This window comes from Desemzia sp. C1, from assembly GCF_020882875.1.
Taxonomy (GTDB): domain Bacteria; phylum Bacillota; class Bacilli; order Lactobacillales; family Carnobacteriaceae; genus Desemzia; species Desemzia incerta.
Map to the genome: position 1 here is coordinate 1 of NZ_JAJIZP010000003.1, position 24,975 is coordinate 24,975.

General features: G+C 37.5%; 20 protein-coding genes. 16 read left to right on the forward strand and 4 right to left on the reverse strand.

Annotated elements, in window-relative coordinates:
- The 6 genes from LMF32_RS00415 to LMF32_RS00440 all read left to right on the forward strand — a co-directional run.
- A partial coding sequence (locus tag LMF32_RS00415; protein ID WP_230523456.1) for a GW dipeptide domain-containing protein occupies positions 1-2,613 on the forward strand: 2,613 nt, incomplete at its 5' end.
- Positions 2,614-2,757: 144 nt separating this feature from the next.
- Complete coding sequence (gene wecB, locus LMF32_RS00420) at positions 2,758-3,903, forward strand: UDP-N-acetylglucosamine 2-epimerase (non-hydrolyzing) (protein ID WP_278046241.1); 1,146 nt, start codon at positions 2,758-2,760, stop codon at positions 3,901-3,903.
- A gap of 122 nt (positions 3,904-4,025) precedes the next feature.
- Positions 4,026-4,997 carry an LCP family protein gene (locus LMF32_RS00425; RefSeq protein ID WP_230523457.1) on the forward strand — a complete coding sequence of 324 codons (972 nt, stop codon included), beginning with the start codon at positions 4,026-4,028 and terminating at the stop codon, positions 4,995-4,997.
- Between the two features lie 103 nt (positions 4,998-5,100).
- Positions 5,101-6,168: a glycosyltransferase gene (locus tag LMF32_RS00430; protein WP_230523458.1), complete on the forward strand. Its 1,068-nt coding sequence runs from the start codon at positions 5,101-5,103 to the stop codon at positions 6,166-6,168.
- Positions 6,169-6,271: 103 nt separating this feature from the next.
- Positions 6,272-8,626, forward strand: coding sequence for a phosphoketolase family protein (locus LMF32_RS00435; protein WP_230525052.1), 2,355 nt, complete (start codon positions 6,272-6,274; stop codon positions 8,624-8,626).
- A 163-nt stretch (positions 8,627-8,789) separates the two neighbouring features.
- Positions 8,790-9,557 (forward strand): CpsB/CapC family capsule biosynthesis tyrosine phosphatase, encoded by a 768-nt coding sequence (locus tag LMF32_RS00440; protein WP_230523459.1) that lies wholly within the window; start codon positions 8,790-8,792, stop codon positions 9,555-9,557.
- A 45-nt stretch (positions 9,558-9,602) separates the two neighbouring features.
- Here LMF32_RS00440 and LMF32_RS00445 read toward each other — a convergent pair whose 3' ends face one another.
- Complete coding sequence (locus tag LMF32_RS00445) at positions 9,603-9,818, reverse strand: hypothetical protein (RefSeq protein ID WP_188204438.1); 216 nt, start codon at positions 9,816-9,818, stop codon at positions 9,603-9,605.
- A 231-nt stretch (positions 9,819-10,049) separates the two neighbouring features.
- Here LMF32_RS00445 and galU point away from each other — a divergent pair, with 231 nt between their 5' ends.
- The 6 genes from galU (at position 10,050) to LMF32_RS00475 (ending at position 14,992) form a co-directional block, all read left to right on the forward strand.
- A complete protein-coding gene (gene galU / locus LMF32_RS00450; protein ID WP_230523460.1) occupies positions 10,050-10,946 on the forward strand; it encodes a UTP--glucose-1-phosphate uridylyltransferase GalU in 897 nt (298 codons plus the stop codon).
- A gap of 124 nt (positions 10,947-11,070) precedes the next feature.
- On the forward strand, positions 11,071-11,877 hold the full coding sequence (locus LMF32_RS00455) for an SGNH/GDSL hydrolase family protein (protein WP_230523461.1): 807 nt from the start codon (positions 11,071-11,073) through the stop codon (positions 11,875-11,877).
- 130 nt (positions 11,878-12,007) lie between these two features.
- Positions 12,008-13,417 (forward strand): ISLre2 family transposase, encoded by a 1,410-nt coding sequence (locus LMF32_RS00460; protein WP_230523462.1) that lies wholly within the window; start codon positions 12,008-12,010, stop codon positions 13,415-13,417.
- Positions 13,418-13,667: 250 nt separating this feature from the next.
- On the forward strand, positions 13,668-13,859 hold the full coding sequence (locus tag LMF32_RS00465; RefSeq protein ID WP_230523463.1) for a hypothetical protein: 192 nt from the start codon (positions 13,668-13,670) through the stop codon (positions 13,857-13,859).
- A 171-nt stretch (positions 13,860-14,030) separates the two neighbouring features.
- Entirely contained in the window at positions 14,031-14,420 is a 390-nt protein-coding gene (locus LMF32_RS00470) for a YtxH domain-containing protein (protein WP_230523464.1), read from the forward strand.
- A gap of 68 nt (positions 14,421-14,488) precedes the next feature.
- The gene (locus LMF32_RS00475) at positions 14,489-14,992 is read left to right on the forward strand and encodes a lipopolysaccharide assembly protein LapA domain-containing protein (protein WP_230523465.1); all 504 of its coding nucleotides are present in this window, start codon (positions 14,489-14,491) and stop codon (positions 14,990-14,992) included.
- Positions 14,993-15,085: 93 nt separating this feature from the next.
- Here the strand turns inward: LMF32_RS00475 and LMF32_RS00480 are convergent, their stop codons facing one another.
- Positions 15,086-16,081 (reverse strand): YsnF/AvaK domain-containing protein, encoded by a 996-nt coding sequence (locus tag LMF32_RS00480; RefSeq protein ID WP_230523466.1) that lies wholly within the window; start codon positions 16,079-16,081, stop codon positions 15,086-15,088.
- A gap of 286 nt (positions 16,082-16,367) precedes the next feature.
- Between LMF32_RS00480 and ptsG the strand changes: the two genes are divergently transcribed.
- Together ptsG and LMF32_RS00490 are read left to right on the forward strand one after the other, a co-directional pair.
- Positions 16,368-17,918 carry a glucose-specific PTS transporter subunit IIBC gene (gene ptsG, locus LMF32_RS00485; RefSeq protein WP_230523467.1) on the forward strand — a complete coding sequence of 517 codons (1,551 nt, stop codon included), beginning with the start codon at positions 16,368-16,370 and terminating at the stop codon, positions 17,916-17,918.
- A 2-nt stretch (positions 17,919-17,920) separates the two neighbouring features.
- Positions 17,921-18,598: an N-acetylmannosamine-6-phosphate 2-epimerase gene (locus LMF32_RS00490; protein ID WP_218147491.1), complete on the forward strand. Its 678-nt coding sequence runs from the start codon at positions 17,921-17,923 to the stop codon at positions 18,596-18,598.
- 194 nt (positions 18,599-18,792) lie between these two features.
- On the opposite strand, the gene LMF32_RS00495 is transcribed toward LMF32_RS00490, so the two are convergent.
- Together LMF32_RS00495 and glmS (LMF32_RS00500) are read right to left on the reverse strand one after the other, a co-directional pair.
- On the reverse strand, positions 18,793-19,599 hold the full coding sequence (locus LMF32_RS00495) for a MurR/RpiR family transcriptional regulator (protein WP_230523468.1): 807 nt from the start codon (positions 19,597-19,599) through the stop codon (positions 18,793-18,795).
- 167 nt (positions 19,600-19,766) lie between these two features.
- The gene (gene glmS, locus LMF32_RS00500; RefSeq protein ID WP_230523469.1) at positions 19,767-21,575 is read right to left on the reverse strand and encodes a glutamine--fructose-6-phosphate transaminase (isomerizing); all 1,809 of its coding nucleotides are present in this window, start codon (positions 21,573-21,575) and stop codon (positions 19,767-19,769) included.
- A 605-nt stretch (positions 21,576-22,180) separates the two neighbouring features.
- Here glmS (LMF32_RS00500) and LMF32_RS00505 point away from each other — a divergent pair.
- Both LMF32_RS00505 and glmS (LMF32_RS00510) read left to right on the forward strand, forming a co-directional pair.
- Positions 22,181-22,330: a hypothetical protein gene (locus tag LMF32_RS00505; protein WP_230523470.1), complete on the forward strand. Its 150-nt coding sequence runs from the start codon at positions 22,181-22,183 to the stop codon at positions 22,328-22,330.
- Between the two features lie 678 nt (positions 22,331-23,008).
- Positions 23,009-24,817 (forward strand): glutamine--fructose-6-phosphate transaminase (isomerizing), encoded by a 1,809-nt coding sequence (gene glmS / locus LMF32_RS00510; RefSeq protein WP_230523469.1) that lies wholly within the window; start codon positions 23,009-23,011, stop codon positions 24,815-24,817.
- The last annotated feature ends 158 nt before the right edge of the window (positions 24,818-24,975 follow it).

Below are 24,975 nucleotides of genomic sequence, written 5' to 3' on the forward strand. Positions count from 1 at the left end.
ACTTATGGACAGAAATTAAACCTAATAATTGACACATATGACTTAACTCAATTCGATGATAAGGAAGTTAATGGTAAAGATGATTTAGAAAAAATTAAAAATCTTTCATACGATGAAATTATTTCGACAACAAATATTAAAGACTATAACGCATATATTAATGGAGTTACTGATGGAATTTACACTGCACCTAAGGGAACAAAAAATTCTAGTGTAGTTGCATCATCTGCTGAATACTTTAATAAGGATGTTGTTGCTACTCAAGAAAGCAGAACAAAGAATGGTTCAACTTGGATAATGCTCTATTTAAATGGTGAGCAATTAGGTTGGATAGAAGAAAACGGGTTAAGCATTTATGATGAGATTAGTTCCTCGAAAGTAACTAATTATAAAGCTTTGATTAGTCGTTCTGGAGATACATTAAATACATCGCCATGGGGAACTAAAGGATACCAAACAGTAGATAGATCAGATAATTATATTGGGAAAGAAGTATCAGTATTAAAAGAGGCCGTTACAAGAAGAGCGACCTGGGCTTTAATAAGGTTACCAAATGGCAAACAATTGTGGATTGACAAAGCGGCTTTAGACGTAGAAAAAATTGAATCATCTAAAGCAATAAATTATAAAGCTTTAATTAGTCGATCTGGAGATACATTAAACACAGCACCATGGGGTACAGAAGGTTATCAAACAGTTGGTAAGTCTGATAAGTATGTTGGAAAAGAAGTAACAATTGTTAAAGAGGCCGTTACAAGAAGAGCAACTTGGGCTTTAGTGGATTTACCAGACGGTAAACAGTTATGGATTGATAAAAAAGGATTAAATATAGAAAAGATAGTATCCACAAAAGATGTCAAGTACAAGGGTATATTAAATAGAGCGGGTGATACCATAAATACAGTACCATGGGGTACAGAAGGTTATCAAACGGTCGCTAAATCCGATGATTACTTGGGACAAGAGGTTAATGTATTAAAAGAGGCAACAACAAGAAGAGCTGAATGGCTATTAATTTCTTTAAACGGAAGAAATTTGGGATGGATTGATGCAAAAGCTTTGAAAGTTTATGATTCTATTGACTTTACAAAAAATGTTAGTTATAAAGCTTTGATTAGTCGATCTGGAGATACATTAAATACAGAGCCATGGGGAACAAAAAATTTTAAAACTATTGGTAGATCGGAACAGTATTTGAATCAAGAAGTAACAGTATTAAGAGAAGCTGTTACTTATCGGGCAACCTGGGCTTTAGTGAAGTTGCCAAATGATAAACAAGTTTGGATAGACAAAGCAGCTTTAAATGTAGAAAAAATTGAATCCTCTAAATCTGTAAGCTATAAAGCTTTGTTTTCTCGGTCTGGAGATACATTAAACACAGCACCATGGGGAACTGAAGGATATGAAACAGTAGGTAGATCAGACGATTACCTAGGGAAAGAAATAACAGTGATAAAAGAAGCTGTTACAAGAAGAGCAACTTGGGCTTTAGTGAAATTGCCGAATGGTAGCCAAGTATGGGTTGATAAAAAAGGTTTAGATATTGAAAAAATAGAGTCCTCTAAGTCTACAAACTATAAAGCTGTATTTTCTCGGTCTGGAGATACATTAAACACAGCACCATGGGGAACTGAAGGATATAAAACAGTAGGTAGATCAGACGATTACATAGGGAAAGAAATAACAGTAATAAAAGAAGCTATTACAAGAAGAGCAACTTGGGTATTAGTGAAATTGCCGAATGGTAGCCAAGTATGGGTTGATAAAAAAGGTTTAGATATTGAAAAAATCATTTCAACTACTGCAGTTAACTATAAAGCTAGAATAGTAAGAGCTACTGATAGTATAAACACAGCGCCGTGGGGAACCGAAGGATACAAAACTACTGATTACTCTAACAAGTATTTTGGTGCTGAAGTAACAGTAAAAAAAGAAGCTAAAACTCGACGTGCAACATGGGCATTGATTGCTTTCAATGGTAAAGAACTAGGTTGGATCGATGAAGCTGCATTGAAAAAATTAGACCCAAATAAAAAGGTCGTTGTAATTGATGCAGGACATGGTGGATCAGATCCTGGAGCTCAAAGAGTTGGCGTTAGAGAAAAAGATCTTAATTTATCCGTTGCGAAAAAAGTTCAAAGCAAACTAAAAGCAGCTGGGTACGAAGTTATTATGACAAGAACTAATGATACTTTTATTGCCGTATCTGAAAGAGCAAGAATCGCAAACATATCGAATGCTGATATCTTTGTAAGTATTCATACTAATTCATTTAATGGAATTACTAGTGGTATTGAAACTTTCTCTTATGACTTAAAAGGAAATGCAAAAAATCCTTTAGTTGCGAATGATCGAAATAGAATGTTGAAGAGCAATACTTTATCAAGCAGCATTCAAAATTCACTGATTAGTAATACAGCAGCAAAAAGTAGAGGTGCTAAAAAGGCTAATTTCCATGTACTTCGGGAAACTGGTATGCCGGCAGTATTGACAGAGATTGGTTTTATTGACAACACTACTGAACGAAATAAATTAGTAACAAACAGTTACCAAGAAAAATTAGCAAATGGTATTACGAATGGGATCAAAGAGTATTTCAGATTAGTCAAATAAAGTAATCTTAAGAAGAAACAATAAGGTTTAATCTTATTGTTTCTTCTTTTTTTGTTAAGCCCAAACTATTTGTATGGTAAAATAGGGTTTGCTAGAAGAATATACTTCTCAATTGATTTAGTAAATGAAAGCGAGTAGATAAATTTGCGTAAAATAAAAGTGATGTCCATATTTGGGACGAGACCGGAAGCTATCAAGATGGCTCCGATTGTATTAGCATTGGAAAATCAATCCGATAAGTTCGAGTCTGTTGTCACAGTAACAGCTCAACATCGTGAAATGTTGGATCAAGTGTTATCTTTGTTTGACATCAAACCGGATTACGATTTGAATATCATGAAGAAACAACAATCGCTATCTGAAATTACAGCTAATGTATTATTGGGACTAGACCAAGTCATGAAAGAAGCAAAGCCAGATATCGTCTTGGTGCATGGAGATACAACAACAACTTTGGCAGCTGGGATGTCAGCTTTTTACAACCAAATAATGATTGGACACGTTGAGGCAGGATTACGTACGTGGAATAAAATGTCTCCATATCCAGAAGAAATGAATAGACAAGTGACAGATATCATGGCTGACCTTTACTTTGCTCCAACGGAACAAAGTAAAGAAAACTTATTAAAAGAAAACCAACCTTCAGATAAAATTTTTATTACAGGAAATACGGCTATTGATGCTCTTAAAGAAACTGTGAAAGAAGACTATACACACGAAGTATTAAGCAGGATCAAAAAAGACAGCCGCTTAATCTTAATGACTATGCATAGAAGAGAAAATCAAGGCGAACCTATGGCACGAGTTTTTAAAGCTATTCGAAAAGTAGTCGAAGAAGATGAAAGTATTGAGGTAGTCTATCCTGTTCATTTGAATCCAGTTGTTCAGGAGTTGGCTACTGAACTGTTAGGCAATCATAATCGTATCCATTTGATTGAACCGCTTGGTGTGATCGATTTTCACAATATAGCTGCTCGAAGCTACTTGATCATGACAGATTCAGGCGGTGTTCAGGAAGAAGCTCCTTCTCTAGGTGTACCTGTTTTAGTATTGCGTGATACGACAGAACGTCCTGAAGGTGTGGATGCAGGTACTTTGAGGTTGATAGGAACTGACGGAGCAGATGTTGAGCGCGCGTTAAGAGAGCTTTTAACGAATGAAGAAGTGTACCAATCTATGAGTTTGGCAAGTAATCCGTATGGAGACGGCGAGTCAGCTGAACGAATCCTTGAGGCAATAGCTTATTCGTTTGAACAAATAGAAGAGCGACCGCAAGATTTCTTAATCTGAAAGACAGGTAATTTGTTGTAAAATAGTCACAAATTTGTATAGATTACTTTTAAATAACATAGTATGATAGAAAAGAATTAGTTTTTATTTAAAAACGTCCAGACGTTGAAAGTAGGAGAAAAATGGATAACAATACACGTAGTCAAAGAAGACAACCTTCTCAAAAGAAAAAACCTTCCTTCATGAAAAAACTAGGATGCGGAATCGGAATCATCTTTATGATTTTATTACTAGCTGTCGGTGTTTTTGTGTTTAAAGTCTATAGCGATGTAACAAGTACAACAGATGAAATCTATCAAGATGTTGATAAAGAGGAACGACGTGAAGATCCAATCGAAGTAAAAAATAAAGAACCCTTTTCTGTCTTATTGCTAGGAGTAGATACGGGAGATTTAGGTCGTACGGAACAAGGAAGATCGGATACCATGATGGTCTTAACGGTCAACCCGAATACAAATCAAACGTCTATCGTAAGTATTCCAAGAGATACTTACACAGAAATCATTGGTCGAGGAACGATGGATAAAATCAATCACGCTTATGCATTTGGTGGAGCGTCTATGTCTGTCAATACTGTTCAAAATCTATTGGACATTCCAATCGATTACTATGTTGAAGTGAATATGCAAGGGGTCAAAGATATCGTGGATGCATTAGACGGAGTACAAGTTACACCGGCATTATCATTCAGTTATGATGGATACTCATTTGCAGAAGGACAGACTACTACTTTAGATGGTAATGCGGCTTTGGCTTACTCACGTATGCGTTACGATGATCCTAATGGAGACTACGGTCGTCAAGCTCGCCAAAGACAAATCATTATGGCATCTATGAACAAAGTGGCTTCTTTATCTTCCATTATGAACTACCAAGGTATTTTAGGAACGTTAGAAAATAATATGCAAACGAATCTTACTTTTGATAACATGCTCTCTATCTTTAATAACTATAGAGGAGCAGTATCAAATGTAGAGCAAATTCAATTAGAAGGTGCTGGAACGAAAATTGACGGTATCTACTACGCTATTGTGGATGATAGTGAATTAGCTGCAGTTTCGGGAGCTTTAAAAGAACAACTTGAAATCGAATAAATAATAAAAAATCTCATGATTGAATTCATGGGATTTTTTTGTGTTCTCTATTTCCTTTTGCTAGTATTGGTTTATCAGGTTGTCTAAGACAGGAGTGGATAAAATGGAACAAAAATGGGTAGTTTTTTATGTGTCTTCTCATGGTTTTGGGCATATGACGAGAAGTTTGGCGGTTATTGAAGAAATCATGAAACAAACATCTGACTATGTTTATTTAGTTTCTGGTGCGTACCAAAATGAGTTTGCCCGAAATTATTTAAAGAAATTTGCTGATCGTATGCAGTATAAAGATCTAAAAACAGATATCGGACTAGTAACTGTTCAAAATGGGTTAACGGTTGATGTGGAAGAAACCGAACAGCAATTGACTCCATTTGTAGCTAGTTGGGAAAATATTGTGGCAGAAGAAGTGGTGCAGTTAAAAGACATGTCTATCAAATGTGTTCTGACCGACATCACACCTATAGGAGCTTTAGTGGGAGAGAGATTGAAATTGAGAACCATAGGGTTGTCTAATTTCACTTGGGTAGAACAATATGAGTTTTTTCATATCCAACAGGAGATTATTGAGGCTTTTAAACAAGCTTATTCTCATTTAGATTTGTTTGGTGAGTATGCGTTGGCTTTATCCATGGAATCTGTTAATTGTCCTAGAAAGTCTATTGGATTTTTGTCTCGAGAATTGGATTGGAGTAAAATAAGTGATTTGAAACAACAGTATGGTCATAGTCTATTTATTTCTTGCGGCAAAGCGGTAAAGATAGATCATGTTCATGTTGAGAATTATTATGGGACTGTATTTACCACAAGCGGTATAACGGTTACTGGAAGTGATCGAATCATTGAGTTGCCAACAGATACGCAAGATACGCACAATTACCTTGCAGCGAGCGATCTAGTGATTACCAAAGCAGGTTGGGGAACAATTTCTGAGGCAATTACTTCAAGTAGAAAACTGGTATTGATTGAACGGGAAAGTGTTTTAGAAGACACTCACAATATTCAACAATTAAAAGAGGAACATTTGGCTATCTCAATAAAAGAAAGTGAGCTGGCTGCTTTGGATATTCCTCGGTTAGAAACACGAGCTGACCGGGATATTTCATTAGAGCGACTAAATCAGTATAGCAATCAACAAGATAAAGTCGTCGAGTTGCTGGGATTGAAGTAAACTTTTACTTGTCTCTGACTTCGTATAATTGTATCTTTTTCAGCAAAAACGTTATAGTAAGAGCATATTAAAGTGAAAAGGGGTCTTGATAATGGCACATTCTATAGACTATTCTTCAAAAGAGTATTTGGATAAGGTGGATGCTTGGTGGCGAGCGGCCAACTACCTTTCTGTAGGGCAGTTGTATTTGAAAGACAACCCGCTCTTACGAACACCTCTAAAAGCGAGTGATTTAAAATTCAACCCTATCGGACACTGGGGAACGATCCCGGGACAAAATATGATTTATGCTCATTTAAATAGAGTCATCAATAAATATGATCTCAATATGTTTTTTATTGAGGGACCTGGTCATGGTGGACAAGTAATGGTTTCCAATTCTTATTTAGATGGCAGTTATAGCGAAATTTATCCTAAAATCACTCAAGACGAAGCTGGTATGCAGAAACTGTTTAAACAATTTTCATTTCCAGGCGGAATCGGTTCTCATGCGGCACCTGAAACGCCAGGATCTATTCATGAAGGAGGAGAACTGGGGTATTCGTTGTCTCATGGAGTAGGAGCAATCTTAGATTATCCTGATGTGATTGCTGCTGTTACGATCGGGGATGGAGAAGCTGAAACTGGGGCTTTAGCCACTGCTTGGTTTTCAAATGTTTTTATCAACCCGGTGACTGATGGGGCAGTGCTTCCGATTTTGCATTTGAATGAATACAAAATTGCTAATCCTACTATTCTGTCTAGAAAGACAAATGAAGAATTGACGCAATATTTCAAAGGATTAGGGTGGGACCCGATTTTTGTAGAAGGATCTGATCCAGAAAAAGTGCATCCATTGATGGCTGAAAAAATGGATACAGCGATTGAAAAAATTCATTCAATACAAGAACAAGCACGGAAAAAAGACGCTGCGGAAGCAGAAATAGGTGTGTGGCCTGTATTGATCGTGCGTACGCCAAAAGGATGGACAGGACCAGAAGAATGGGAAACTGAACCAGTAGAAGGATCTTTCCGTTCGCACCAAGTTCCAATACCGGTAGATGCAGAACATACAGAGCATCTAGATGCACTAGTAAACTGGTTGCAATCGTATCGACCAGAAGAATTGTTTGATGCTAATGGCACAGTGCTGGATGACATCAAAGAGCTGGCTCCAAAAGGCAATCAACGAATGGCAGCCAACCCGATCACTAATGGGGGAATCGATCCTAAGCCATTAACGTTGCCTAATTGGAGAAATTATGCCATAGATATCAAAGTTCCTGGACAAGAGGATGCTCAAGACATGACTGAATTCGGAGGTTATGTACGAGACATCATTACAGCCAATCCAACTCATTTTCGGGCATTTAGTACAGATGAATTAAAATCTAATCGTTTGAATCGAGTATTCGAGGTAACCAATCGGCAATGGTTAGAAACAGTCAATGAACCGGAAGATGAATTCCAAGCCGCCAGCGGACGAGTGATTGATTCTCAGTTGTCAGAAAACCAAGCTGAAGGTTGGCTGGAAGGTTATACGTTGACTGGAAGACATGGTTTCTTTGTCAGCTATGAAGGCTTTTTGCGAGTTATCGATTCGATGTTGACCCAACATTTCAAATGGCTGCGTAAAGCGGATGAATTAAAATGGCGGAAAAAATATCCGTCTTTAAACATCATAGCTTCTTCGACCGTATTCCAACAAGATCATAATGGATATACTCACCAAGATCCTGGAATATTGACTCACTTAGCAGAGAAAAAAATGGAATACATTCGAGAATATTTGCCAGCAGATGCCAATACACTACTAGCAGTAATGGACAAAGCTTTTCAATCATCACAAAAAATCAATTTGATCGTATCCAGTAAGCATCCCAGACCTCAATTTTACAGCAAAGAAGAAGCAGAAGAATTGGTTGAGAAGGGATTGAAAATCATCGACTGGGCAAGTAATGATGATGGAGAACCAGACGTTGTCGTCGCTACCGCAGGAACGGAACCGAATTTAGAAGGGTTGGCTGCGGTGTCGATTTTAAGAGAACACTTTCCAGAATTGAAGATCCGCTTTATCAATGTTGTGGATTTATTGGTGTTGCGCAGTCAGAAAAAATCACCGCATGGATTAAGCGATAAAGCTTTTGATGAATACTTTACTAAGGACACACCGATTGTATTTGCTTTCCATGGTTATGAAGGGTTGATCCGCAATATGTTCTTTGACCATAACAATCGAAATCTGACGGTTCACGGCTATAGAGAAAATGGCGATGTGACGACTCCGTTTGATATGCGAGTCGTCAATAAGATGGACCGCTTTAATTTAGCCAAATCGATCGCTTCAGTTGGTTTGGGATGGAAGTCTGACGGATTCACGAAAGAGATGGATGATTTGCTGCAAAAACACTATGATTACATTCGCGAAGAAGGAAGAGATATCCCTGAAGTGACGGAATGGAAATGGAGTAATCAGTAAACAGCTAGTATCTATCCAGCACCAAGGAAAGCTCACAAATATCGTGAGCTTTTTTTGATGGACCGTTAAATTCTTCTTTACAGACTAGCTACTGAAGGATAAGTTCGATATAATAAACTGAAAAGCAAAGGTATCTGAGAGAACATGAAGGAGTGTTAGAAGAATGATTGATCTGCATTGCCATATTTTGCCAGGTGTTGATGATGGCGCTAAAACGATCGAAGATTCAATGGACATGGCCAGAACAGCTGTGGAAGAAGGAATCACCCATATATTGGCAACCCCTCATTATAAAAATGGACATTGGGATATTGAAAAAAAAGACCTTTTACCTTTAGTAGAAGAGGTGCAAGACGAATTAGATGCTAGAGGAATCCCCTTGACGGTTTTTCCTGGACAAGAAGTTCGAATCAATGGAGAACTTATGGAAGACATTGAGTTGGAAAAAGTTCAATTTATCGACGAAGGACAACAGTATGTGTTGATTGAATTTCCAACGCCATCTATACCGGCATATACGGAATCTTTATTTTTTAAATTGCAGCGTTCAGGCGTTACCCCGGTAATCGTTCATCCGGAACGGAATCATACAGTTTTGAAAGATCCGAATGTCCTGCTGCCGTTTATTGAACGTGGTGCGTTAGCTCAATTGACAGCGGCCAGTTATACAGGCGGCTTTGGAAAAGAGATTCAACAAGTCAGCAAAAAATTGATTGAAGCGAACTTGGTTCATTTCATTGCATCAGATGCACATAGTGTTTCTAAACGTTCGTTCCATATGAAAGCAGCTTTTGAAAAGTTAGAAAAAGAGTACGGTGCTCGTAAAGTAGAAGAGTATCATCAAGTAACAAAAGACTTGATTAATGGAGACGTAATCGTGCCTCCGACACCTACAAAAATCAAACGCAGCAAATTGTTTGGATTATTTTAATGATACAAAAAAGTAGAGGCGCATAATATGCCTCTATTTTTTTGTTTAATCTATTGTTACGCTCAGTGCGATACCTTTAGCGAAATCTTGTTTTTTAAGCAACTGTTTTGCATAGTCAGCAGCTTGGGTTTCATTTAAAGAAGTAGTGTCAAAGTGCAATTGGATGCCTTGTTTTTTAATGTATGTATAAGATGGATCTTCATTCTTCTCTAAAAGAGTGATGATTTCTTTTTGCATGAACGGACTAGTGACTTTTATCATTGTAAAACCTCCCTTTTATACGCTATTATTTTAACCGTTTACATTTTCGAAATCAATCTATTTTCAAAAATGGATTTTCCAGCAATTGTTATAGGATGCAACTTAAATGATAGAGAACACCCTATATGTTTTCTGACTAGGAAAAAAAGGCTAAATTTAGTATACTGAAGGAGTGCATAAGAAATACGGATAAATGATAAAGAAAATTTATTACTACTTAGGAGGAACGAAATGAAAAAAGTTAGAAAAGCGATCATACCAGCGGCAGGGTTGGGAACACGATTTTTACCTGCAACAAAAGCGATGGCAAAAGAAATGCTGCCAATCGTTGACAAACCGACTATCCAATTTATTGTAGAGGAAGCAATGGCTTCTGGAATCGAAGAAATCTTAGTGGTGACAGGTAAGAGCAAACGTTCTATCGAAGACCATTTTGATTCCAATATCGAATTGGAAGAAAATTTGAAAGAAAAAAACAAACTAGAATTATTGAAGTTAGTAGAAGAAACAACCAAAATCAAATTGCACTTTATCCGCCAGTCTTATCCCAAAGGTCTTGGAGATGCGGTCTTGCACGCGAAAGCTTTTGTAGGAGACGAGCCTTTTGTGGTCATGCTTGGGGATGACTTGATGGAAGATGACGTACCATTGACGAAACAATTGATTGATGAGTACAACAAGAACAAAGCTTCAAATATTGCCGTTATGGAAGTACCAAAAGAAGAAACATCTAAATACGGAATCATCAATCCTGAAAGACAAGTGGGCAAAAAATTATACAATGTCCGCAACTTTGTTGAAAAACCTAAACCAGAAGAAGCTCCAAGTAATTTAGCGATCATTGGTCGTTACTTATTGACACCGGAAATTTTCAATATACTAGAAACTCAAAAACCCGGTGCCGGAAATGAAATTCAATTAACGGATGCTATTGATAAACTAAATACGACTCAACGTGTGTTTGCTCGCGTCTTTACCGGTAAACGTTACGATGTAGGAGACAAATTCGGCTTTATGCAAACTAGTATCCAATACGGATTAACACATCCTGAAATAAAAGATTCTTTAAGTCAATACATTATCGATCTAGGAAAAGAACTAGAAGGCAAACCCAATAAAAGTAAATAACATATGAAAAAACAGCTGCTCTCATTATACTTTGAGCAGCTGTTTTTTTCATATTATTGTCGCACTTAGAAGGTTGCAGCTATGATATACTGCACGTAAGTTAAAGGACTAGGGTGTGGTAAAAATGAAAATAAAAGGGCGAGTCAAAATGATTTTACTCAGTGTAGGCTCAGTGCTATTCATCAGTGGGATTTTTCTATTTGTTGAAATGAGAAATAATCAAAAACAAGCCCGGTTGACGACTGAGTATATGACTTCAGATGTCTATCAACGCGAAAGCATCCGAGACCGTGCTGAATTTGTCACTCAAAGAGATGGAGAAATGGACATTGTAGTTTTAGGCAGCAGTGTAACGAAGGGGTTGGGTGCTACTGAAAGCCAACCGGTTTGGGGAGAGTTACTGGAGCGTCATTTGAACGCTCATAATAACATTCAAGTCTCTGTTCACAATTATGGATACAGTGGGTACAGTACGTCGGATTTGATTGAAAAGAATAAAATTTGGCCTGTGGTAGAAGCTGAACCGGATTTGATTATTTTTGAGTTGTGTTTAATCAACAATAATCGATACCCACAGAATCCATTGGTGCAGACTACAGCAGATATCCAGTGGATCATGGAGACCTTTACTAGAGAACTTCCGGATACGTTAGTCATCTTCACTACTGCGAATCCTACCATTTTTAATGATGTGTTACTGGCTGATGGAAAATTGACTTATGATCAGTACAATAAAGCTGTCAGTGCATTCATTGAAGAACAAAACTGGCCGTTAATTGACATTTATGAATTAATGATGCAGGAATTGAACAATCAGCATAAATCTGTTGAAGAGATTCTAACAGATCATGTCCATCCTAATGGAGATGGGTATCAGTTGTGGTACGATGTGATGCAAGAAAAATTATTTGTTCCTGTGAGCGGATTGTAGGAAAAAGTCATCAAGCGTATGTGTAAAATAGTTCTCGAGAGCCAATAATTTTACTGGAAAAAAGAAAGAAGGCACTTTATCATAAATGTATGCTTTGCAGGGCAAATACATAAATGAAAGAGGCCTTCTTATGGATAAGATTATATCAAAGGTTTATCAAATAATAAAGGATTCAAGCAACTTAATAGAAACAGAAGAAGCGATTCAAGGCTATATGTATGATGTGTTCGCTCAGTTAATGGGTCAGATTTTGTCGAACTTCAACGAAGTGATCAAAGAGGAAAAACAACGTGAAGGTTGGAAAGTAAAACGAGCAGATTGGAAAACGGTTCAATTTATTTTCGGTCCCGTTCGGTACCGGCGTACGCTAATGGTGGATACTAATAATCAGAACCATTATCCACTAGATGAATGGTTAGGCATTCGAAAATATCAACGCCATAGCCCACTAGTAGAAGTAAAAGTGTCAGAGTTGGTGAGTAAAGCTACTTATCGAGATACCGCAGCTATTCTAAACGAATGGACGGCCATTACGCTGAGTCATCAAACAGTCGGCAGTCTTCTTAAACGCGTTGGAGCAGCACAATCACGTGAGGATGAAGAAAATGTATTGGAACTAGAAGAAGCCACGGAGTTGCCCGAAGGAAAAAAGGTGGACTATTTTTACGCCGAAGCGGATGGGGTTTTTGTACGTGGGACAGAAAAGAAAAAAAGCTTAGAAGTTCGTCATGCCATCCTTTACGAAGGCTGGGAGAAAAACGGAAAGCGCGTTTCTTTAAAAGAACCTAAAGCCATCATGACGACTAAAAAAACCGCTGGTTTTTGGGCAGAAGTCCAAGCTTTTACAGCGAATCATTATGCCTTACAGCAAGCTCAAATCATTACCAATAGTGACGGTGGACAAGGGTATACCGCAGACAAATTCCAAGAAGCTTTTTCTCAATCGAACTATCCTGTTTTAAATCAACTAGACTCTTATCATGTCTTCCAAGGCTTAAACCGCGCGTTTGGATCGCAAACTAACGTTTTTAAACAGCATGTCCGTCAAGCATTAAAAACGCATGATTTAGATGAATTAACTATTTGGTTGGATACGTATGAAAGTACATTAGACGAGACACCGGCAGTGGAAAAATTGAATACGTTCAGAACATACGTATTACGGAATTGGGATCGGATTTTCGACTGGCGTGAAAAAGCAGAACAAGTGCCGAAGGACGCAAGAGGTTTAGGCGCAATGGAGTCGAATCAACGGCATATTTCTTTTCGAATGAAAAAACGTGGGATGCATTGGAGCGCAGAAGGCTGTGAAGCTATGGTAAAAGTAAAACAAGGCATGTTCAATCACACCTTACGCGAAGCCTATCTTCATCAGCAAAATAGAAGTACTCGGCAACAACGCAAGTTGAAACAAACGGTTCGTTTATCGTCGTTATTGCATGAGAAAACACGGCAATCAGTTGGTGCAAAGAATGGGACGATTCCATTATATGCCTCTCATTCATCGGCAATAGGACAATTAATCAAAAGTTTTCGTTAATTCCTGTCTTTTGGGAGAAGGTTCCTGGTTTTAGGAACGTTCTTCCAAAAGATGGGCCAGCAAGCGGCGGAGCCGTGCGGTAGCTGACAAGTGTACAAAAATAGAGTGCCTAAACTAGCGGAGTAATAGGACGCTCGAGAAAAACTTGACACAAACTCATCAAGCATATAAGTTGCGATTTCGACCGAATTTTTTTATTCTATTAATGTAGTAAAAATAGTGGACTAAAAAAACTTTTAGGAGGCTAATGATGAATCAAAAATTTGATGAATTGAAACAGAAGCTTAAAAGTGTTGATAAAGCGCAGATTGGTGACTTAATGAAAGATTTTGAACGAGCTAAAGAGGACGGCAAGATCAACGAAAAAGAGCGCCAAGAACTGATGGATGCAGCAAAAAACGCAATAGGTGAAAAAGATCATTCTAAAGGTTTTGGCCTCTAAATTGAATAAAAAACAAAACTTAGATTTGTCTGAATTCAGGCCCGTCTAAGTTTTTTTATGGTTGAAAATAAAATAATGTCTGCTCAGGGCGTTATTGTTTAGCAAACGAAAAGAATAACGTATAATATAATTAGGATAAAAATTATCATATTATAGAAAAGAGGAATTAGTATGACAAAAATTGGTTCATTTCTTAAAGGTGCTTTAATCGGTGCTGCAATAGGATTGTTATATGCTCCAAAATCAGGGAAAGAATTACGCGTAGAATTGATGCAAAAGAAAGAAGATGCAAGAGACAGAGCTATGGATTACACAAACATGGCAAAAGAAAAAGGCTCTGATTTGCAGCAGGTTGCAAAAGATACTTCAGACGACATCAAAGTAACGTTAAAAGCCGGCTTTGAAGATGTAAAAGGTCAAGTTCAAGAAACTGCTGGACAAGTGAAAAACGATGCTAGTACTGTAGTGGATACTGCAAAAGAAACAGCGGAAGAAGTAAAAGTAAAAGTTGAAGAAGGTAAAGTCGAAGCTGATCAAACAGCAGAAGTGGAAAAACCTTAAGTTTAACGGTTAGAAAATATTAGGGGTTTGAATGTCGAATAGAGGAATGAATGAGGGGAGGAAGTAAAGTGGGTCTTGCTATAGGAATCGTGTTGGTTCTCTTGGCTGCCGGTTTGATTTTTTTGAATTTAGATTCGATGGTAATGCTGAATTTAGGTTTCACAGAATTCAATCCGCCGTTATGGGCCATCATGACAGGTTTGTTAGTAGCTGGTTTGATTGCTGGTTGGTTGATCATGCTTTCAAAAGAAAAGAAGAGTAAAGAAAAATTGCATGAAAAAAATGAGAAGCTGAGAGATCACGAAGACAAAATTCGGATTGCTGATAAAACTAAAGAAGAAGCTGTTGATCAAACGAAAAAAGAAACACAATCAGAGTTGATCAGAAAAAATGCTGAAATTGAAGGATTAAAACAACAAGTTCATACTCTAGAACAAGAGCTGAACAAACAGTTTCCGAACAATACTGCTGAACTTTCAACTACATCATCAAAAACTTCGAAAACTCCTGTTACACAAACTGAAAAACATGTAAGAGAAGTACAAGTTGAGCCAGAAAACAAAAAAAACTAGATAGGTTTTTTCCAATGAGTACTTTAGTTCATAGACAAAAAGACAAAATAAAAAAGTGAGGCATATGCCTCACTTTTTTATTTGCCGTTATTTCTAAGGTCTGTTGGTTAAATCATCATCATTGTCTACAGTAACGTCACCTTGAGTATCCACATCTAAAACTTCTTTTCGTACAGTTTCTGAAACTTCTTTGGTTTCTTCTTTGGTTTCCTTATTAATGACAACTTCATCTGTCACAACAGGACGTTTGGTGACTTCAATTTGTTCTTCAGTGATTGGAATAGAGATTTCTTCATCGCCGATAGTTCCGTCAGCAGGTTCGTTTCCTGAAACAGGGCGTTTTTCAATCGTTACTTCTTCATGTCGAACAGGTACTTCTACTGTTTTCGTTTCTTCTGTGACATTTTTCTTAACATGTACTTCACCTGTTTGGACTTCATTGGTGTCTACATCTAATCTTTCTTCTTGAAGAGTAATTTTTTCTTCATCTGTTACAGAACGGTCAGTTGTTGGAACGGGATCAATCGTATGATCCACATCATTGTTTAAAGTGTCATCTGTTCCAAGATCTGGGGCAGGATCTACTATTCCATCACCTGGTAATGGAGAAATTCCTTCTCCTGGAACCGGAGTAGGATCTACGATTGGAGGAACTGCACTAGGGTTAGAAGTGTCTAACGTATCTCCTTCACTATAGGTAGTATCCACTGTAGTTCTATCAATATTAGGATTGTCTTCTACTAACACCACAATGTTCCCGTTGTTGATATCCTCTTTGTAGTTGTATAGAACATCTTCATCTCGATTATAGTCAGGAGAATCGTAGGATGACTCATCATAAGAGTCTACTGTAAAGACATCTTTTATTTTGTCCCACATCGACTTGTCGTCATTGCCAGTATCTCCATTAGACGTTTCATCATAATCTGTTGTAACCTCTACATCAGTATCGAGAGAAAGAGAATCTTTCACCGATTGATTGGTCACTAAAGTAATGTCATTTTCAGAATACCCTTGCGAAACTAGGACGTCAATTGCTTTCTGTGCTTCTTCTATAGATAGATAACTTCCTTCTACAAACTTGCTCAAAATGAATTTCCTCCTTTTATTTTGCTTGGTTTCTTGATACAAATTCATTGTACAAACTTTTGTCATATTTGGCTAATGATATGTTTATAGAGTAATTGAGTCAATTACGGAGATAGAGTAAGCCTTATCATACCAACAAATTAAACCAGTTTAGAAAAAATGAAGACAAATTATTTTTCACTATATGAAAATATTTCCTTAATTTAAATATTGACGAAAACATTTTCATGCAGTAGGATGAAATCAAGAAATGTATAAAAGCACTTACAAAATGGAGGGGTAAGAAATGAAAAACAAGTTTTTTGAACGGGCACAGCAATTTGGGAAATCTTTTATGTTGCCAATCGCTATTTTGCCTGCAGCAGGTTTATTGTTAGGTATTGGGGGAGCTTTATCTAATCCAAATACGATAGGGGCATATCCTATATTGGATGTAGCTTGGTTACAAAGTATTTTCACGATTATGAGCAGTGCAGGGAATATTGTGTTTGCCAACTTGCCGGTTATCTTTGCAGTCGGTCTAGCAATTGGTATGGCAAAATCTGATAAAGGTACTGCAGCATTAGCTTCATTGATTGGTTACTTGGTAATGAATGCTACAATGAATGCGATATTGGTGTTAACAGGTGATTTGGCTGCAGATAATTTGGCAGCTGCGGGACAAGGGATGACATTAGGGATTCAAACTTTAGAGTCTGGTGTTTTCGGTGGTATCGTAGTTGGTATTCTTGCAAGCTGGTTGCACAATCGTTACAATAAGATCGAATTGCCGCAATACTTAGGGTTCTTCGGTGGTTCTCGTTTTGTACCGATCGTGACTTCGTTTGCAGCTATTTTATTAGGTGTAGTCATGTACTTTGTATGGCCGCTATTCCAAAATGTGATTGCTGGAGTAGGAGATGTTGTCAATGCAACTGGTTATGTAGGAACGCTATTATATGGATTTATTTTACGCATGCTTGGACCACTTGGTTTGCACCACACTTTCTATCTGCCATTTTGGCAAACAGCTGTCGGCGGATCATTAGAAGTTGGTGGAGAAATTGTTCAAGGAACTCAAAACATTTTCTTTGCTCAATTAGGTGACCCAAGTACGACAGAATTTTTTGCAGGAACATCACGCTTTATGTCAGGTCGTTTCATTACCATGATGTTTGGATTGGTAGGGGCTGCATTTGCGATTTATAAAACAGCAAAACCCGAGAATAAAAAAGTTGTGGGTGGATTGATGTTGTCAGCAGCTTTAACTTCTTTCTTAACTGGGATCACTGAACCACTGGAATTCTCATTCCTGTTTGTAGCTCCAGTATTGTACGTTGTTCATGCTGCATTTGATGGCTTTGCTTTTATGTTTGCACATATTTTTGACATTACGATTGGACAAACGTTCTCTGGCGGTTTCATTGACTTTATTTTATTCGGAGTATTGCAAGGTAATGCTCGCACGAACTGGTTGTTAGTTCTTCCAATCGGAATAGCTTGGTTCTTCTTGTATTACTTTACATTCACATGCTTGATTCGCAAATTTAATTTCAAGACGCCAGGTAGAGAAGAGAAGTTAGCAGCAACACCTACAGGAAATACTGTAAAAGAAGGAAGAGCTGTAAATATCATTGAAGCATTAGGCAGAAAAGATAATTTAGTAGACGTAGATAACTGCGCCACTCGTTTACGTGTGACTGTAAAAGATGGTTCTTTAGTTAACAAAGAATCATTGAAAGCTACAGGCAGCAGTGGAGTGTTGGTAAAAGGAAATGGGATCCAAGTTGTGTACGGACCGCAAGTTTCTGTTATTAAAAATGAAGTGGAAGAAGTATTGGAGGAATATGAAGGATGAAAATGATTGATCAAGTAAAAGGTGGTTTGATCGTTTCTTGTCAAGCCTTGCCAGACGAACCATTGCACAGTTCTTACATTATGGGGCGTATGGCAGTAGCCGCTGAACAAGGCGGGGCAGTAGGGATTCGTGCTAATACAAGAGAAGATATTATTGAAATCAAGAAAAATACAGAGTTGCCGGTCATTGGAATCGTTAAACGCGACTATGACGATTCTCCAGTTTTCATCACAGCCACAATGAAAGAAATCGATGAGTTGATGGAATCTGGTTGTGAGATGATTGCTTTAGATGCAACCGATCGCATTCGTCCAAATGGGCAAACATTGCAAGAGTTCGTCTCTACAATACGTGAAAAGTATGGAGATATCCAATTGATGGCTGACTGTTCAACTGTTGAAGAAGTGTTTGAAGCTGAGAGACTGGGCTTTGATGTAGTTTCAACTACCTTAATGGGGTATACAGAAGCATCTAAAGGACACGACATTGCTGAAAATGATTTTGCACGACTAAAAGAAGTTTTAGCTCATGTAAAAGCACCCGTTATCGCAGAAGGAAATGTCAATACTCCTGCAAAAGCTAAACGTTGCTTAGAGTTAGGGGTAACTTCAGTGGTAGTCGGAAGTGCCATAACAAGACCACAACTTATCACAAAGACATTTGTAGAAGGTATGAAATAAAAAATGATTTAAATGTGAGCTCTCACTCTTGTGGGAGCTCTATTTTTTTGTGAGAGGAAATCTATTAGTCAAGTAATTCAGTGAGTCAGGTTCACTTGACTAATAGATCTATAAATTCAATTAAATAGAGTTTTTCACTGTTCATTCACTCAATAAAAGAAGTTCACCTATTTTGGGTGAACTTCTTTTATGTATTATTTTAATTTTAGTGCTTGAAGTGTTTTGTTTCTGTTGTCTAAGTAAACAGGATTCTTTAACAAAGAGTAACAAAGAATATCTAAAATAAAGATGATGGAGATCTGGCTATTAATGAAACGTTCATCTGTAATGTATTGATTTTCAGAAGTAAACAACACGCCATCCGAAATTTCTGTAAGAGGGGTATGGTTACGATTCGTTATCGTAAAGACGGGAGCTCCAACTTGATTTGCTGCCTTTCCGGCTTCAATGACCGACTGAGAAGTTCCTGAATTGGAGATGCCGATAAAGAGATCATTCTGATCTAGTAAAGAAGCGCTCATCAGCATTTTATGGGGATCTAAAGCTACGTCGGCATTCAACCCCATCCGGATCAATCGGCTTTTTAATTCCTCAGCGCTCAACCCGGAACTGCCTAGCCCGCAAATTAAAATTTTGTTAGCTTGATCAATGGTATTGACCAAAGCTCTTAATTGATGGATATCCATCAGTTCAGTAGAAGATTGGATCAATTGATTATAATAAGAAGCAATCGTTTCAGGAACTTCCAACTTTTCATTTTGCTCCGTATTTAATTCTTGAGCGACGAAAGTTTTGAACTCAGCAAAACTAGTGTAGCCGACCTTATGACAAAATCGAGAAATAGTCGAAATTGAGGAATCCGTTAATTTTGCGAGGTCTTTGATATTCCAATGCGTGATTTCTGGCAAATGTTTGGAAATAAATTCTGCTATATTGCGTTCTTTCTTAGACAGCAAAGAATAGTTTTGTGATATTCGATTGGAAAAGTTTAGATTCTGCATAAGTCATCCTCCAAAAAGTATAAATGTCTTTACTAATAGTATACCACTCTAAAAAGAAAAAATAAGTGATTCTTTACCAAAGCAAGTACTAGCTAAGAACTCTTTATATTTTGGGGACAAAGAAGCCAGGTAAGAAATAATTCTTACCTGGCTTTTCATTGAGTCGATTATTCTACTGTAACACTTTTAGCTAAGTTTCTTGGTTTATCCACGTCATTGCCGCGGTGTAAACTAGTATAGTAAGCAATCAATTGAGTCGGGATGACACTCACTAACGGAGTTAACAATTCATGAACTTTTGGCAATACATACGCATCTTCTGGCTGGTTTAATCCATCCATCGAAATGATCATGCTGTGTGCTCCGCGAGAAATAACTTCGTGCGCATTTCCACGAGTATGTCCCGCTGTTTTTTTGTCTGTGATGATAGAGATGACTGGAGTATTGTCTTCAATCAAAGCAATGGTTCCGTGTTTCAATTCTCCAGCAGCGAAACCTTCCGTTTGAACGTAAGAAACTTCTTTCAATTTCAATGAAGCTTCCATCACTAAGTAGTAGTCGATTCCGCGTCCAATGTAGAATGCATTACGGCTAGTGCTTAAATGAGTCAACGACAATTGTTCAAAGATTTCTTTGTCATCGATGACTGATTCAATAGCTGAAGCTATGATAGCTAATTCATGAGCAACATCCATTTCTACAGGTAAACCTTTTGCTTTTGCAGTCAATTCAGCTAAGATAGACATGACAGCGATTTGAGCTGTGTAAGCTTTTGTTGATGCTACAGCGATTTCCGGACCAGCATACAGTAATAATGTAAATTGAGCTTCACGAGAAAGAGTAGAGCCTGGCACATTTGTCAGTGTAAGAGACGGATAACCCATTTCATTTACTTGAACCAACACTTGACGGCTGTCGGCAGTTTCTCCACTTTGTGATAAGAAAATGAAGAATGGTTTTTCCGTCAATAATGGCATATTGTAACCAAATTCGCTTGATAAATGAACTTCAGTTGGGATATTGGTAGTTTTTTCAAGCAATTGTTTTCCAACCCAACCAGCATTGTAGCTTGTACCACAAGCAACGATATAAATGCGGTCGCTAGCTAGAATAGATTCTAAAATTTCTGGATCCATTTCTAGTTCGCCTTGTTCATTTTGGTAGTTTTGGATGATTTTACGCATAACAGCAGGCTGCTCATCAATTTCTTTAGCCATATAGTATGGGTAAGTACCTTTTCCTAAATCGTTTGCATCTAAGTGAGCTGTATAAGGAGCGCGGTCGATAATATCGCCAGCCAAGGTTTCGATTTGAATGCCTTCTTGTGATAATGTAGCTACTTCACCGTCCATCAGCTCGATGAATTGATTTGTTTCTCTAATCATAGCCATTGCATCACTACAAATAACATTGAACCCATCACCTGTACCTAACAATAGAGGACTCTTGTTTTTTGCTGCATAAATCACATCAGGATTTTCATTGTCCACTAAAGCAAGAGCGTAAGAACCTTTCAAAGCAACGATAGCCTTTTTGAAAGCATCCATCGTGTCTAATTCTTCAGACTCCGCAAACCAAGCAATCAATTGAACAATGATTTCAGTATCTGTATCACTGTGCAGTTCAACATCTTGCAAATAAGCGTCGCGAACTTCTGCAAAATTTTCAATTACTCCGTTGTGGACAATCGAAAAACGACCGCTGTTTGATTGATGAGGATGAGCATTGTCTACACTAGGTGCTCCATGAGTCGCCCAACGTGTATGGCCGATTCCTGAAAAAGCAGCAACTGATTGATCGACTTTATCGCGTAAAGCAGCGATACGTCCTTTTTCTTTGAATAAATGACCAGTTTGACTGTCATCCATTACATAGATTCCAGCTGAGTCATAACCACGATATTCTAAAGTATCTAAACCATGTAATAAAATTTCTTTTGCATCTTTATTTCCGATATACCCAACGATTCCGCACATTTGCTGTTCCAACTTTCTTTTTATGATTTTTTTTTATGAACTTTTCTAATGTAGTAGTTGTCAGACCTGTATCTAACCAAATACAATACTACGATAAATTGGTATAGACAATAAATTGGAGGCGAAACAACGAGAACAGTTACATAATACAGCACCAAAAAAGAGAAGTCAATCATTTATTTCTTTTTTATTTTAAATTGGTATAGACGTTTAATCGGAGAGGGGGAGTATTGTGCTTCTAGAGAGGGAATGTCTATCAGAATAACTAAAAAGTCCCTTGTTGATTTAACCTGAGTCAACGAGGGACTTTTTTGTTTTGTCAAAAAAACGACACATTTAGAGGGAGAAAAAAAGGCGAAAAAGGTTATCATTTTTCTCCTTTTTGAAAACGTGCTATACTCTATGCAAATTAAAAAACACACCTTTTTGATTTTACTCCAGTTTTAACCTCAGATTTTACCGCTTTTTCTCATCTAGATGGATCCAACATAAGTATCTTTTTCTATTAGTTCGTTTGTTTTGTTTTTTTGGTGCACTATTATTTTGTAAGAAAATACAGCAGTTTATTTGAGTTTGCCAAATCACAAAGAAAAGAGGTCTAATGCATGAAAGAAACGAGAAAAAGAATTGTCACAGAGATGCCTGAAAAGCAGGTCGCGGATGTTTATTTTGATGGACGTTACGGAGCATTGTACGAGGAAAAAGAACAAGCTTCTAACGAAGCTTGTTCTTTTTCCTCGTACAATGCTCCGTAACGTCCATCAAAATAAACATCCGCGACCTGCTTTTCAGGCATCTCTGTGACAATTCTTTTTCTCGTTTCTTTCATGCATTAGACCTCTTTTCTTTGTGATTTGGCAAACTCAAATAAACTGCTGTATTTTCTTACAAAATAATAGTGCACCAAAAAACAAAACAAACGAACTAATAGAAAAAGATACTTATGTTGGATCCATCTAGATGAGAAAAAGCGGTAAAATCTGAGGTTAAAACTGGAGTAAAATCAAAAAGGTGTGTTTTTTAATTTGCATAGAGTATAGCACGTTTTCAAAAAGGAGAAAAATGATAACCTTTTTCGCCTTTTTTTCTCCCTCTAAATGTGTCGTTTTTTTGACAAAACAAAAAAGTCCCTCGTTGACTCAGGTTAAATCAACAAGGGACTTTTTAGTTATTCTGATAGACATTCCCTCTCTAGAAGCACAATACTCCCCCTCTCCGATTAAACGTCTATACCAATTTAAAATAAAAAAGAAATAAATGATTGACTTCTCTTTTTTGGTGCTGTATTATGTAACTGTTCTCGTTGTTTCGCCTCCAATTTATTGTCTATACCAATTTATCGTAGTATTGTATTTGGTTAGATACAGGTCTGACAACTACTACATTAGAAAAGTTCATAAAAAAAAATCATAAAAAGAAAGTTGGAACAGCAAATGTGCGGAATCGTTGGGTATATCGGAAATAAAGATGCAAAAGAAATTTTATTACATGGTTTAGATACTTTAGAATATCGTGGTTATGACTCAGCTGGAATCTATGTAATGGATGACAGTCAAACTGGTCATTTATTCAAAGAAAAAGGACGTATCGCTGCTTTACGCGATAAAGTCGATCAATCAGTTGCTGCTTTTTCAGGAATCGGCCATACACGTTGGGCGACTCATGGAGCACCTAGTGTAGACAATGCTCATCCTCATCAATCAAACAGCGGTCGTTTTTCGATTGTCCACAACGGAGTAATTGAAAATTTTGCAGAAGTTCGCGACGCTTATTTGCAAGATGTTGAACTGCACAGTGATACAGATACTGAAATCATTGTTCAATTGATTGCTTGGTTTGCGGAGTCTGAAGAATTAGACACGATGGATGCTTTCAAAAAGGCTATCGTTGCTTTGAAAGGTTCTTACGCTCTTGCTTTAGTGGACAATGAAAATCCTGATGTGATTTATGCAGCAAAAAACAAGAGTCCTCTATTGTTAGGTACAGGTGATGGGTTCAATGTTATTTGTAGTGATGCAATGGCTATGATTAGAGAAACAAATCAATTCATCGAGCTGATGGACGGTGAAGTAGCTACATTATCACAAGAAGGCATTCAAATCGAAACCTTGGCTGGCGATATTATCGACCGCGCTCCTTATACAGCTCACTTAGATGCAAACGATTTAGGAAAAGGTACTTACCCATACTATATGGCTAAAGAAATTGATGAGCAGCCTGCTGTTATGCGTAAAATCATCCAAAACTACCAAAATGAACAAGGCGAACTAGAAATGGATCCAGAAATTTTAGAATCTATTCTAGCTAGCGACCGCATTTATATCGTTGCTTGTGGTACAAGCTACAATGCTGGTTGGGTTGGAAAACAATTGCTTGAAAAAACTACCAATATCCCAACTGAAGTTCATTTATCAAGCGAATTTGGTTACAATATGCCATTATTGACGGAAAAACCATTCTTCATTTTCTTATCACAAAGTGGAGAAACTGCCGACAGCCGTCAAGTGTTGGTTCAAGTAAATGAAATGGGTTATCCGTCTCTTACACTGACAAATGTGCCAGGCTCTACTCTTTCTCGTGAAGCTCAATTTACATTATTACTGTATGCTGGTCCGGAAATCGCTGTAGCATCAACAAAAGCTTACACAGCTCAAATCGCTGTCATGTCTATCTTAGCTGAATTGACTGCAAAAGCAAAAGGTTTACCTGTAGAAATGGATGTTGCTCATGAATTAGCTATCATAGCTTCAGCTATTGAATCAGTCATCGATGACAAAGAAATCTTTGAACAATTGTCGTTGACTCATTTAAGCACTAGCCGTAATGCATTCTACATTGGACGCGGAATCGACTACTACTTAGTGATGGAAGCTTCATTGAAATTGAAAGAAGTTTCTTACGTTCAAACGGAAGGTTTCGCTGCTGGAGAATTGAAACACGGAACCATTGCTTTGATTGAAGACAATACTCCAGTCATCTCTATCATCACAGACAAAAAAACAGCGGGACATACTCGTGGAAATGCGCACGAAGTTATTTCTCGCGGAGCACACAGCATGATCATTTCGATGGATGGATTAAACCAGCCAGAAGATGCGTATGTATTGCCAAAAGTTCATGAATTGTTAACTCCGTTAGTGAGTGTCATCCCGACTCAATTGATTGCTTACTATACTAGTTTACACCGCGGCAATGACGTGGATAAACCAAGAAACTTAGCTAAAAGTGTTACAGTAGAATAATCGACTCAATGAAAAGCCAGGTAAGAATTATTTCTTACCTGGCTTCTTTGTCCCCAAAATATAAAGAGTTCTTAGCTAGTACTTGCTTTGGTAAAGAATCACTTATTTTTTCTTTTTAGAGTGGTATACTATTAGTAAAGACATTTATACTTTTTGGA

What these genes read in the sequence shown, in the direction of transcription:
- LMF32_RS00425 (WP_230523457.1), top strand. Translation starts at nt 4,026, where the DNA reads ATGGATAACAATACACGTAGTCAAAGAAGACAACCTTCTCAAAAGAAA.
- LMF32_RS00430 (WP_230523458.1), top strand. Translation starts at nt 5,101, where the DNA reads ATGGAACAAAAATGGGTAGTTTTTTATGTGTCTTCTCATGGTTTTGGG.
- LMF32_RS00440 (WP_230523459.1), top strand. Translation starts at nt 8,790, where the DNA reads ATGATTGATCTGCATTGCCATATTTTGCCAGGTGTTGATGATGGCGCT.
- LMF32_RS00445 (WP_188204438.1), bottom strand. Translation starts at nt 9,818, where the DNA reads ATGATAAAAGTCACTAGTCCGTTCATGCAAAAAGAAATCATCACTCTT.
- galU (WP_230523460.1), top strand. Translation starts at nt 10,050, where the DNA reads ATGAAAAAAGTTAGAAAAGCGATCATACCAGCGGCAGGGTTGGGAACA.
- LMF32_RS00455 (WP_230523461.1), top strand. Translation starts at nt 11,071, where the DNA reads ATGAAAATAAAAGGGCGAGTCAAAATGATTTTACTCAGTGTAGGCTCA.
- LMF32_RS00460 (WP_230523462.1), top strand. Translation starts at nt 12,008, where the DNA reads ATGGATAAGATTATATCAAAGGTTTATCAAATAATAAAGGATTCAAGC.
- LMF32_RS00465 (WP_230523463.1), top strand. Translation starts at nt 13,668, where the DNA reads ATGAATCAAAAATTTGATGAATTGAAACAGAAGCTTAAAAGTGTTGAT.
- LMF32_RS00470 (WP_230523464.1), top strand. Translation starts at nt 14,031, where the DNA reads ATGACAAAAATTGGTTCATTTCTTAAAGGTGCTTTAATCGGTGCTGCA.
- ptsG (WP_230523467.1), top strand. Translation starts at nt 16,368, where the DNA reads ATGAAAAACAAGTTTTTTGAACGGGCACAGCAATTTGGGAAATCTTTT.
- LMF32_RS00490 (WP_218147491.1), top strand. Translation starts at nt 17,921, where the DNA reads ATGATTGATCAAGTAAAAGGTGGTTTGATCGTTTCTTGTCAAGCCTTG.
- LMF32_RS00495 (WP_230523468.1), bottom strand. Translation starts at nt 19,599, where the DNA reads ATGCAGAATCTAAACTTTTCCAATCGAATATCACAAAACTATTCTTTG.
- glmS (WP_230523469.1), bottom strand. Translation starts at nt 21,575, where the DNA reads ATGTGCGGAATCGTTGGGTATATCGGAAATAAAGATGCAAAAGAAATT.
- LMF32_RS00505 (WP_230523470.1), top strand. Translation starts at nt 22,181, where the DNA reads ATGAAAGAAACGAGAAAAAGAATTGTCACAGAGATGCCTGAAAAGCAG.
- glmS (WP_230523469.1), top strand. Translation starts at nt 23,009, where the DNA reads ATGTGCGGAATCGTTGGGTATATCGGAAATAAAGATGCAAAAGAAATT.